General features: G+C 61.2%; 12 protein-coding genes. 10 read left to right on the top strand and 2 right to left on the bottom strand.

The window, feature by feature from the left end:
- The 3 genes from RUW20_RS03435 to RUW20_RS03425 all read left to right on the top strand — a co-directional run.
- Positions 1 to 282: hypothetical protein (locus RUW20_RS03435; protein WP_313950797.1), on the top strand; the 282-nt coding region annotated here is incomplete at its 5' end.
- On the top strand, positions 279 to 1,031 hold the full coding sequence (locus RUW20_RS03430) for a prepilin-type N-terminal cleavage/methylation domain-containing protein (RefSeq protein ID WP_313950796.1): 753 nt from the start codon (positions 279 to 281) through the stop codon (positions 1,029 to 1,031). The genes RUW20_RS03435 and RUW20_RS03430, both read left to right, overlap by 4 nt.
- Before the next feature lie 20 nt (positions 1,032 to 1,051).
- The gene (locus RUW20_RS03425; protein WP_313950795.1) at positions 1,052 to 2,341 is read left to right on the top strand and encodes an adenylate/guanylate cyclase domain-containing protein; all 1,290 of its coding nucleotides are present in this window, start codon (positions 1,052 to 1,054) and stop codon (positions 2,339 to 2,341) included.
- Here the strand turns inward: RUW20_RS03425 and RUW20_RS03420 are convergent.
- On the bottom strand, positions 2,338 to 4,056 hold the full coding sequence (locus tag RUW20_RS03420) for a sensor histidine kinase (RefSeq protein ID WP_313950794.1): 1,719 nt from the start codon (positions 4,054 to 4,056) through the stop codon (positions 2,338 to 2,340). The genes RUW20_RS03425 and RUW20_RS03420 overlap by 4 nt on opposite strands.
- Before the next feature lie 179 nt (positions 4,057 to 4,235).
- Here RUW20_RS03420 and RUW20_RS03415 point away from each other — a divergent pair, with 179 nt between their 5' ends.
- On the top strand, positions 4,236 to 4,955 hold the full coding sequence (locus RUW20_RS03415; protein ID WP_313950793.1) for a prepilin-type N-terminal cleavage/methylation domain-containing protein: 720 nt from the start codon (positions 4,236 to 4,238) through the stop codon (positions 4,953 to 4,955).
- A 106-nt stretch (positions 4,956 to 5,061) separates the two neighbouring features.
- Here the strand turns inward: RUW20_RS03415 and RUW20_RS03410 are convergent, their stop codons facing one another.
- Entirely contained in the window at positions 5,062 to 7,029 is a 1,968-nt protein-coding gene (locus RUW20_RS03410; RefSeq protein ID WP_313950792.1) for a cation:proton antiporter, read from the bottom strand.
- 109 nt (positions 7,030 to 7,138) lie between these two features.
- On the opposite strand from RUW20_RS03410, the gene RUW20_RS03405 reads away from it, so the two are divergent.
- From RUW20_RS03405 to RUW20_RS03380, 6 genes are all read left to right on the top strand, one after another.
- Positions 7,139 to 8,122, top strand: coding sequence for a KpsF/GutQ family sugar-phosphate isomerase (locus RUW20_RS03405; protein WP_313950791.1), 984 nt, complete (start codon positions 7,139 to 7,141; stop codon positions 8,120 to 8,122).
- Positions 8,123 to 8,172: 50 nt separating this feature from the next.
- Entirely contained in the window at positions 8,173 to 8,430 is a 258-nt protein-coding gene (locus RUW20_RS03400) for a hypothetical protein (RefSeq protein ID WP_313950790.1), read from the top strand.
- Positions 8,427 to 9,014 (top strand): LPS export ABC transporter periplasmic protein LptC, encoded by a 588-nt coding sequence (gene lptC / locus RUW20_RS03395; RefSeq protein WP_313950789.1) that lies wholly within the window; start codon positions 8,427 to 8,429, stop codon positions 9,012 to 9,014. The genes RUW20_RS03400 and lptC overlap by 4 nt, the downstream gene beginning before the upstream one ends.
- 2 nt (positions 9,015 to 9,016) lie before the next feature.
- Positions 9,017 to 9,607: a lipopolysaccharide transport periplasmic protein LptA gene (gene lptA, locus RUW20_RS03390; RefSeq protein WP_313950787.1), complete on the top strand. Its 591-nt coding sequence runs from the start codon at positions 9,017 to 9,019 to the stop codon at positions 9,605 to 9,607.
- Between the two features lie 642 nt (positions 9,608 to 10,249).
- On the top strand, positions 10,250 to 10,801 hold the full coding sequence (locus tag RUW20_RS03385; RefSeq protein WP_313950786.1) for a phasin family protein: 552 nt from the start codon (positions 10,250 to 10,252) through the stop codon (positions 10,799 to 10,801).
- Between the two features lie 179 nt (positions 10,802 to 10,980).
- On the top strand, positions 10,981 to 11,526 hold the full coding sequence (locus tag RUW20_RS03380) for a phasin family protein (RefSeq protein ID WP_313950785.1): 546 nt from the start codon (positions 10,981 to 10,983) through the stop codon (positions 11,524 to 11,526).
- Positions 11,527 to 11,603 lie beyond the last annotated feature (77 nt).

Below are 11,603 nucleotides of genomic sequence, written 5' to 3'. Positions count from 1 at the left end.
TGGAAGGAAATGCTGCTCCTGACCCAGTTGCCGACGCCCGCACAGATCACCATTGACGGCGTACTGTCGGCGAACTGCAATCGCGTCGTGATCTTTGGCGGTCGCCGGACGACTGGTCAGAGTCGTAACAACGCGACCGAAAAATTGGACAAGAACAACTATCTCGAAGGTGCGAACGCTTCCTCTTTCAATGCACCGATAGCCACCGCGACCACCTTCAGCGGTGCGTCAACCTTCGATTTCCGCTCGCCTTCGACGGACTTGATCAGGTGCCTGCCGTGACCCGACTGCGCTGCCAGCTGTCGATCGGCCGAGGCTTCACGCTGACCGAACTGGCCGTCGTCCTGGTCATCGTCGCCCTGGTGGTCGGGACGATGCTCGTACCGCTGTCCGAGCAGGTCGATGCCGGCAACAGGCGCGACACCAGGATCGCGATGGCGGAAATCCGCGAGGCACTACTCGGATTTGCCGTTGTCAATGGTCGTTTGCCCTGCCCGGCCCTGGCCACCACCGCTACCACCGCTGCTGGCGCCGGACTGGAGGTTCCGACAACGCCCAGCGTTTGCACCAATGCGGCCGGGGTCCTACCCTGGCGAACGCTCGGACTCGAAGAAACCGATGCCTGGGGGCGACGCTATACCTACCGCGTGACACAAGCATTTGGGCGCGCCATAGGAACCTCACCTGCATGCGGAGGGTTCACAACGCCAGCGAACGCGGGCTTCTTGCTTTGCTCGACAGGCGATCTCACGGTCAATTCCACCGGGGGTGTCACCATCGCCAGCAATCTACCCGCAGTGGTGGTTTCCCACGGCAAGAATGGCAACGGCGCCTACACGCCGCAGGGTACGCAGCTGGCCGTTGGCGCCGACCCCGATGAAGCAACCAACCAGTTGACGGCTGGCGGTACCAGCACTGCCAATCCGCTTTTCGTCAAGCGAGGTTCGGGCCCCACTTACGACGACGAAGTCGTCTGGCTGCCGCCCGCCGTTCTCTTTAACCGCATGATTACCGCCGGCAAGCTGCCGTAAGCGCGCCGGTGACGACCATCATGAGCGGCTACCGGACCTTCCTCGACCGACTACGCAACGCCGGCATCGCGCCCAGCGATTCCGAAGAGCTGCGCCTGCAGAAGACCTTGTTGTTTTTTGCCACCGGCCTGATCAGCCTGGCCTCGATGGTCTGGCTGTCGATCTACTGGCAACTCGGGCCCCGCTTCTCTTCCAACCTGCCTTTTGCCCTGCAACTGTTGCTCGTCGGCAATCTGCTGGTGTACCTGAAGACGCTGAATTTCAACGCCTTCCGCCTGATCCAGCTGTCGCTGTTCTTGTTCACGCCCTTTGTTGCGCAATGGAGCATCGGCAGCTTCATCACCGCCAGTGGCATCAGCCTGTGGGCCTTGCTGGCACCGATCGGCGCGGTGCTATTCATCGGCACCCGGGAGTCGGGGGCGTGGTTTTTCGCTTATATCTTCCTGACCTTGATGTCCGGTGGTTTCGACTACTACCTTGCCGACTCGCTACGCACAGCCCAGAACGCGGTGCCCGCGCACACCACGGCTTTCTTTTTTGCGCTCAACTTCACGGCGGTGTCCACCATCGTCTATCTGCTCCTTCGCTACTCGGACAGCGAGAAACACCGCGTCCAGAAACGATTGCAGGAGGCGCATGGCTTGCTGCAGATCGAACAGGAGCGTTCCGAGCGGCTGCTGCTCAACATCCTGCCGGCGCCGATTGCCGAACGCCTGAAGAACAGCCACGAGCCGATTGCCGATGGCTTCGCCGACGTTTCGGTGATGTTTGCGGACATCGTGAACTTCACCCGGGTTGCCGAGGGACTGACGCCGCAGCAGGTGTTTGCCATGCTGAACAAGATCTTCTCCTGCTTCGACGAGCTTGCCGAAACCTATGGTCTGGAGAAGATCAAGACCATCGGTGATGCCTATATGGTGGCCGGTGGCCTCAACGACCCACGCGACGAGGACTATTCCGGGGCACTGGCCGATATGGCGCTGGAGATGTCTCGCCTGCTGCACAATGACTTCAACATCAACGAGATGCGCCTCGAGCTACGCATCGGCATCGGCACCGGCCCGGTAGTGGCCGGCGTTGTGGGCAAGAAGAAGTTCATCTACGATCTGTGGGGAGATACGGTGAACATCGCCAGCCGGGTGACCTCGGAAGGTGTTCCCGGCATGGTCCAGGTGGATGAGCGAACCTACCTGCGCCTGCGCAATCGCTTCGATTTTGACGAAGGACAGTCGATTCACCTGAAGGGCAAGGGGAACATGGTCGTCTATCGCCTGATCGGCCGTCGAACGGGAAACGCTGGCAGTGCCTAGGCTTTCGGCAGGGTCGTCGAATCGAGACGCCGCAGTTCGAAGCACACCTTGCCCGGCTGGTTGCAGACCAGGCGCAGTTCGTAGCCACAGCTTTCGGCCTGTTGCGCGGCGTGGTAGAGGCCAATGCCAAGGCCGCTCTCCGAAACTACCGGCGCGCGCAGCAGGTCGCCTGCAATCTCGTCACTAATCGCACTACCGCTATCGCAGACACTCAGCACCGATGCGCCGGCCTCAAGGCTCACCCGCACCTGCAGATCGCTTTCCGATTGCCCCTTGAGCAACGCATTCTGCAGCAGGTTGTCGGTGACGCTGTCGAACAGGGTCAGCGGCACGAGCACATCCGGGCCAAGGTCTGTGGCGACGAAGCTGACCGACAAGCCGGCGTAGCGTTGCTGCTGGATCTTCCACCACATCTCGGCCGGCAACTCGCCCCCCGCCTCACTCTGCGGCTTCTGCAGTTTGGCCAGCGTCTGCTGCAAGCGCTGGGTGATTTGCGGCAATTGGCGCTGCAGCAGCAGATCGAGCCGCTTGCCCTCCTGTCCAGCTGGTGTCTGCGCCAGGTAGCACAGATTGTTCAGCGACTGCAGCATGTTCTTCACGTCATGGGTGAGACGCGCGCCGGTTTCATGTATCGCACGCAGGTAGCTGACCTGCTGCAACTCGCGGGCACGCAGCTTGGCGATATAGTGTTCGTTGGCCAGTTGGGCCAGCAGGTGGAAGTGCCAGACGAGTGCCGGGCTGAGCTTGTGGCGGGTGTGCAGGGCAAGCCGTAGTGGCTGGCCGGGAAAATCCTGGTGAAAGCGCGATTCAGTGCCAAAAGTACCACTCCGCGTCCCCGCCACCCAACTGCCCCCTTCTACCCAGGGCAGTTCGAGCATCTCCTCGAGGGCCTGCGAAAGGAATTTTTCGGGATGACTTTCGCTGCCTGCCAGGGTGGTCAGGCGATGTAGCCAATTCTCGAAAGGCAGGCCAATGGTCAGCAGATAGCGCGAGAAAAAGACGTCGATACCGGTGAAACCCGGACGCGTGTTCCAGGTCCAGCCGATCAGCAGAAGCAACAGCGCCATCGACATCAAGGTATTGAGGACCGCCTCGAGATATCCCGATTGGCGCAGCAGCATGAAGGCCAGGCTACCGAGCACCATCACCGCGATGAGCAGGAAAATGAACAGACTGTAGAACAGATCGACCATGCCGCTGCCTGGCCGATCGCTGTCTCGCGAGAGCGGCAGCAGGGTCATTGCCAGCAGAAAAACCGGCATTGCCCAGGCAAATTCGCGATCCAGCGACGGCCCGACCGAGGCAGTCGAGGGCACTACCCGCGGCACCAGCCAGAAAAGCAGTGCCGCCAGAAGGTAGGCAAAAGCGATCAGGTAGAAAATCCGCGTCGGCCGATGGTCGACGAACATCACGCGCCCGCCGACCAGGGCCGCCAGCATGACCACCCAGACAATCAGCAGCCACCAACCGTAAAAGCCGATGCCGCCCACCAGCACCAGCGTAATCACCAGCAGGCCGCTGAAATCGACGCGCCGTTCGGCATGGATGAATGGCTGCCAGAGAATGAAAAGACCGAGATGCACCAGCCAGCACAGCATGCTCAGTAGCTTGTCTGTATCGGCCAGCAGCGCCAGATGCAGGAACACCAGCAAGGCGATCAGCAGCCAGCGCTGGCGCTGGCGCAAGGTGTCGGCCAGGCCCTGAAGCAGGGCCATCAACTGCTCGCGGCGGCGACAGGCGAACCGTTGCGGAGGCTCTGCAGCAGCCCGACTCTCGACAACAGTGTCGAAAACTCGACAGGTTGACGGCTATTAACAGCCAAACTGGCGACATTTGGCTGGCACGAATATTGCTGTTTACTCACCATGACTTTCGACGTGGAATGGAGAACGCAATGAACAAGCAACAGTCGGGTTTTACCCTGGTGGAGATTGCCATTGTACTCGTCATCATCGGCCTGCTGCTCGGTGGCGTGCTGAAGGGCCAGGAACTGATCAACAGCGCCAAGGTGAAGAACATGGCCGGCGACTTCCGTACCATCTCGAGCCTGGTCTATGGCTACCAGGATCGATTCAGGTCCTTCCCTGGTGACCAGTCACAGACCCAGCTGGACCTTGCTTTTGGTACTGGTGTGGCGGCCGCCTGCACCCCGGCCGCGGCGGGCTTGTGCGCGCAGAACAACGGGCGTATCGACGGCAACTGGAATGACGGCGCAGCCACCGGCGCCGGCACCTTGACCAGCGAAGCCTCGCTCTTCTGGCAGCACGTCCGGCTGGCCAACCTGGCCGCCGGCGCGACGGTCATCACCGATACCGGCTACCGGCCGCGCAATGCCGATGGCGGCTTTATCGGCATCGAGACGGGGATCAGCGCCGCAGGTTTGGCAGCGCCGTACATCGGCACCGGTGCAACAGCCATGCGCGGCACCTTCTTTGTCTGCTCGTCGGGCGTTCTCGGCCGTTTCGTCAGGCAAATCGACAGCACCATGGACGACGGCAACACGGCTGCCGGAACGGTGCAGGCGGTTCCCGATGGATCGGCGCGTGGTACGGTGCCCACGCCCACGGCGAACATCGCGGACAACGTCGCGTACACGGTCTGCGTGGGATATTGACGAAAGAATTCCGTGAGGAAAGAAGCGTCCGGGGCCTGGTCTGTCTGGTCGCGGGCGGACGGGGCGCCAACGCAGCAAGCCGCCTGAACCAATCCTGCGCCCTGCCTCACCCGCGCAGCAAACGCTCTTCGGCGGCCGCCAGGGCGCTCGGTGTGCCGAGCAGGACGACCACATCACCGACGTCAAAACGGGTTTCTGGCGACGGTTCCAGGGCCCGGATATTGCGCCGACGGACGGCCGTCACTTCCACGCCGAGCGCCTGCACCGCCAGCTCGCCAAGCGTCCGGCCAATTGCGTGCGCGCCATCGCCCAGCAGAATCGAATGCAGGCGCTCTTCCTCGCTGTCGAGCGAATCGTCTTCGAGATCGCTCTGGCCATGGAAGAACCCGCGCAGCGTCCGGTAGTGGCCGCTGCGCGTCTGGCGAAAATGCTCCAGCACCTGCGCGTTCGGCACGCCGAGATGGCGAAGCGCGTGCGCGGCGAGCACCATGCTCGTTTCGAGCGCTTCCGGAACGACGTCCGCGGCCCCTGCTTGCAGCAAGTTATCGAGGTCTTTTTCGTCGAGCGTACGCACCACTACCGGCAGATCCGGCTTGATCTCGCGAGCGTGCTCCAGTACTCGCTCGCTTGCCCGCGCATCGGCGAAGCAGATGATCAAGACGCCCGCACGACTGACGCCGGCGGCGGCCAGCGTTTCGCGCCGGGCGGCATCGCCATAGATGACGTTCTCGCCCGCCGCCGTCGCTTCGCGGATACGCTCGGGATCGAGATCGAGAGCCAGATAGGGGACGCTTTCCTGTTCCATGAAGCGGGCCAGATACTGGCCGGTTCTGCCATAGCCGCAGATCACCACGTGTTTCTCGGTGTTCATCGTCTTCGCCGCCAGCTGCGTCATTTGCATCGAGCGCATCAGCCACTCGCTGGCGGCGAAACGTAGAACAATCTGGTTGCTGTACTGAACAATCAGCGGCGCCAGCAGCATCGACAGGACCAGTGCCGCCAGCACCGCCTGCAGGACCGGCGACGGCAGCAGGCCAAGCTGGCGCATTTCCGACAGCAGGACGAAACCAAATTCACCGCCAGCACACAACCACAGACCGGTGCGCATCGCGCCACCGAAGGTCGATCCGAACAGGCGCGACAGGCCAAGAATCAGGGCAAACTTGACCGCCAGCAGCGCGCCCAGCACACCCAGCACGAGCGGTGCGTGGGTGAGCACCAGCGGCACGTCGAGCATCATCCCGATGGTGACGAAAAACAGCCCCATCAGGACATCCCGAAAGGGCTTGATATCTTCTTCGACGTGATGCCGATACTGGGTTTCGGAGATCAGGATGCCGGCGACAAATGCGCCCAGGGCCAGTGACAGGCCGGAAATCTCGGTCACATAGGCCAGGCCCAGGGTAATCAGCAGGACGTTGAGCATGAACAGCTCGGCTGACTTTCCCCTGGCCACGATGAAGAACCAGCGGTTCATCAGGCGTTGGCCGAAGAACAGCACCACCGACAGCACCAGGACTGCCTTGAGCATGGCCAACCCCATCATGGTGGCCATCCGCTCCGGCGATTCCGAAAACGATGGAATCAGGATCAGCAGCGGCACCACCGCGATATCCTGAAACAGCAACACGCCCATCACCTCACGGCCATGCGCTTTGTCGAGTTCGAGACGCTCGGTCAGCAACTTGGTGAGCACCGCGGTAGATGACATCGCCAACACGCCACCGAGTGCGACGCCTTCCTGCCAACTCATCCCCCACGCGGTAACGATCCCGGTCACCACCGCGATGGTCGCCCCGACCTGCAGCAGGCCGAGGCCAAAAACAATGCGCTTCATGGCGTACAGCTTGGGTAGAGAAAACTCCAGCCCGATCGAGAACATCAGGAAGACGACACCAAACTCTGCCAGATGCTGAGCGCCGGCAAAGCCGCCGACCAGATTGAGGGCGTGCGGGCCAATCAGCGCGCCGACCAGCAGATAGCCGAGCACCGGTGGCAGATTGAGCGAGCGGAAGATGATCACGGCGACCACCGAGGCACCGAGCAGCATCACAATCGTTGGCAGTGTGTCCATCTGTCCCTTGGGTTCTTGTAGCGACCTTGTGGTCAAGTCGCGAGCGGCTGCGCGCTATCAGCGCTATGGGCTTCTGCTATACTCGGCGGATGATAACCGCTGCCTTCCAATGCACCAAATAATGCCATCGGCAAAGGCGCTCGACCTTGCCCGCCAGGTCCTGCGCATCGAAGGCGATGCCGTTCTGGCGCTGGTTGATCGGATCGACGGTGCTTTTCTGCAAGCCTTGGCATTGATTCTCAACTGCCAGGGCCGGGTTATCGTCAGCGGGATGGGGAAATCCGGCCACGTCGGGCGCAAGATCGCCTCGACCTTGGCGAGTACCGGTACGCCGGCGTATTTCGTGCACCCGGGAGAAGCCACCCATGGCGACCTGGGTATGATCACCCGCGATGACGTGCTGATTGCGCTGTCCAATTCCGGCGAGAGCGCCGAACTGCTGACCATCGTGCCAATTATCAAGCGGCAGGGCGCCAAGCTGATCAGCATCACCGGCAAACCGCAATCGTCACTGGCCATCGAGTCGGACGTTCACCTCGACGCGGCTGTCGCGCAGGAAGCCTGCCCGCTCAATCTTGCGCCAACCGCCAGTACGACCGCGGCTCTGGCTCTCGGCGACGCGCTGGCGATCGCCCTGCTTGACTCGCGCGGTTTCGGCGCCGAGGATTTCGCGCGCTCTCACCCCGGCGGCACCATCGGGCGTCGGCTGCTGACGCACGTTCGCGACGTCATGCGCGCCGGGCCTGCGGTTCCCGAAATCGTTCCCGAGACCAGCGTGCCCGATGCGATTCTCGAAATCTCGCGGGGTGGTATTGGCATGACCGCAGTGGTGACGTCAGAGCGCCAGGTAATTGGCATCGTCACCGACGGCGACTTGCGTCGCGCCTTCGCCAAGGGGCAGGACTTGCGGACACTCTCCGCGGCCGACATCATGACGCGAGGGCCACGCTCCATCGGCCCTGACCGACTCGCCGTTGAAGCGGTCGAGATGATGGAGCAGCACAAGATAAACCAGCTACCGGTGGTCGACCCGAGCGGGATTCTGCTCGGTGCGCTCAACATGCATGACCTCTTCAAGGCGAAGGTCATCTGATGGGAGCATCGCTCGATCACGCAGACGCCAGCGTCCGCCGGCCAAGCTTGATGGCCGAGCTTTCTCTCAGCACAGATGCCGCTGCTTACATCGGCGACGATGTGCCCGACCTGCCGCTGATGCACGCCGGCGCTTTCTCCGCCACCCCGCGGAATGGTCATGCCTCGGTACAGCAACATGCTTCACTGACCACGGTTCGTGGTGGCGCTCGGGTTGCGGTGCGCGAGGCCTGCGAATTCAACCTCGAGACGCAAGGCAAACTCGCCGCTGCACAGGCAGCGTCTCTGCCACCGGTAGACGGACAATGAGACAATGGAGCACGGCGGCGCTGCCGATCAGCATTCTGCTGATTCTGGCTGCCCTGACCTTCTGGCTGCGCTATGCTACCGATTTGGCGGAAACACACGGGGACGGCAAACACCGCCACGATCCGGACTACATCGTTACCGACGCGACCATACGCAAGGTCGGCCCCTCCGGAAACCTGCAATACACCCTGTTTGCGGACGAGATTCGTCACTATCCCGATAACGACACCACTGAGATGGACAGCCCGAAACTGGTGTACTTGCACCCGAGCAAGCCACCGGTCACCATCAGCGCCGTCCATGGTCATCTGAGCCCGAAAGGTGAACGGGTGGATTTGAGCGAAAAAGTCGAAATGCAACGTGCGGCCACCGCCAAACAGCAACCCTTGTCGCTCGAAACGCCCCAACTGACGGTGCTGACCAACGAAGAAAGGGCGTTCACCAAGAGCCCGGTGCTGATCACTCAAGGGGACTCCTGGGTCCGCGGGGTCGGGATGCAGGTCGATAATAAATTGCAGACCTATCTACTGGAGTCCGCGGTAACCGGACAAATTGAAAGTCACACGTCCAAGAAGAAACGCTAGACATGAAAAACACGTATTTTTGCGCCTGCGCGAGCAGCTTCCTGATCGCTCTCTCGATGCCGGCGCAGGCAGAGCGGGCCGACAGCGACAAACCGATCAACCTCGAAGCCGACCGGATGAGCATTGATGACGTCAAGAAGGTCCAGATTCTCGAGGGTAACGTGGTCCTCATCCAGGGCACGCTGCGAATCCTCACCGATCGCCTGGTAGTGACGCAGGATGCCGATGGTTTCCAGAAGGGCGTGGCCACCGGCGGCGCCAACGGACTCGCCCGCTTCCGGCAGAAGCGCGAGGGACGGGACGATTACATCGAAGGCGAGGCCGAGCGTATCGAGTACGATGCGCGCAGCGAGAAGAGCGAGTTCTTCAATCGTGCCTGGGTCAAGAGCGGACTCGACGAGGTCAAGGGCCCCTACATCTCCTATGATGCGCTGAATGAAAAATACGTCGTCACCACTGGCGCAGGCTCCACCAAGAGCGCCACGGGTGCCGCACAGGCGCGGGTGCGCGCGATCATCCAGCCGCGCGGCAAGAGCGAGAATCCGGCAGCGCAGACCGGCAAGCCGGCGACCCTCAAGCCCGGCGCCAACTGAGTGGCCGGTGCTCCAACCGTGCTGGCACGGTCGCCCAGCGCAAGACTTTGGCTCATTCCTTAATGTGAAAGTCGCGCACGCGACGCACGAATCTCCCTTCTCCCCAGCGCGGGAGAAGAAGGGCCGGGGTGAGGCGGGGCATTCAGGGAGCATGCTCCCTGCCCGGCGAACGATTCCGGCGTGCAAGCCGGAATGCGCACTGCAAGTGAGAGGGGGGCGGTCGTGACTTTCATGATCTGGGATATCTCGACATGTCATGACCGCTAGCCGAGCACTTACCCGAACAGAGGACCGCGCCGACCCGTCACTCGGCGAGGGCTCTGGAACCACGGCCCGTCTTGCCTGCTTGGGCGGAGGGCGATGGCGGTCCACAGCAGTGCCGCACACCGGCCGAGAATGCCGCGCAGCGCAACAATGTCCCGCATAGCGCCGACATCACAGCTGCATTTACGGGATAACATGCAGACAAAACAACACACTAGAACATATGGTGCAGTGCACCAAAAAAGTGTTGACAAGTTTCGCTGAAAGTCTATAATTCAGCCCATGGTGCAGTGCAACAAAAAATCTGGGCGCCAAAAACCCCGGATCGGAGAGTTAAACATTGCACATGTTGTACCCCACTTTTTTAGGAGATTGACCATGTTTACCAAGCCCGAACAATTCGCCGCCGCCAACAAGGCTTCCGTTGATGCCATGCTTACCCTTGCCAACACGGCTCTGGCCAGCGCCGAACGTATCGCCGCCCTCAATCTGAATACTGCCCGCTCGATGCTGGAAGACGGCGTTTCCAACGCCAAAGCGATGCTCGGCGCCAAGAACGCACAGGAATTGTTCTCCGTGCAGGCTTCGCTTGCCCAACCGAACCTTGAAAAAGCAGTCGCCTACACCCGCAGTGTCTACGAGATCTCCGCGCAGTCGAAGGAAGAAGTCTCCAAGCTTCTCGAAGCGCAATTCAGCGATTTTCAGAAGCAGGTCTTCGCTTTGCTCGAGAAAGCCGCCAAGAGCGCACCGGTTGGTTCTGACGTTGCCGTTTCCGCCGTCAAGTCCGCGATCGCCTCAGCGACCTCCGCTTTCGACACCATGAACAAGGCCGCCAAACAGGTTGCCGATCTCGCCGAATCAAACGTCGCCGCTGCCACCAACGCCACCGTCAAGGCCGTTGGCGCCACTGCCGCAGCGACCAAGAAGTAAGCTTGTGAAGAGCCCCCCCGATATCGCGCGGGGGCTTCTTTTTAGGGCGTGCGAAGCTGCCGCTCGGTAATCGCCTGAATGCTTGTACCTATGACGGGAGCAGAACGAGCGTGCCACTGTGTTCACGCGTCCTCGAGTATCCGTCACACGCCTTTTCATTGCCACCTACGGAGGAATTCATGAATACCATCAATCTCGAACAACTCGCCGAGAGCCAGAAAGCCAACGCACAGGTCATGATGACCCTGGTTCGTACCGCTTTCCACGGCATGGAGCAACTGTCCGCGCTCAATTTGGCCGCCAGCCGCGAACTATTCAACAACAGTGCCAGCGGCGCACAGCAACTGTTGGACGTCAAGGATCCAAAGAAATTGACCAGCCTCGCCGGTTCGCTCGCGCAACCCAATGTTGACAAGCTCCTGGAGTACTCGCGCGGTCTCTACGACCTGTCAGCCAACATGCAGCGTGAAATCACTTCGGTGATGGAGCAGCAATACAGCGCCATGACCCAGGCCGCTTCCGGCGTCGTCGGAAAGACCGCAGCAGCCCCGGTCGCCGGCGACGTGTTTGGCGCAGCGATGAAGCAGATGATGACCGCTTCGACCACTGCGTTTGAGAACATCTCGCAGATGGCCAAGCAGATGACCGATATCGTCGACACCAATATCAAGGCCGCCTCGAGCGTCACGTCACAGGCTGCAGCAGCCCTGACCTCGAAGAAGTAACAGTAACCCAACGACGGCACCTGACCCAGGCGCCGACCAGAACCCCGGCCACGGCCGGGGTTTTTTGTTCGCCGGTT

Source organism: Accumulibacter sp., from assembly GCF_032229525.1.
Taxonomy (GTDB): domain Bacteria; phylum Pseudomonadota; class Gammaproteobacteria; order Burkholderiales; family Rhodocyclaceae; genus Accumulibacter.
This window is presented reverse-complemented; position numbering and strand designations above follow the sequence as displayed.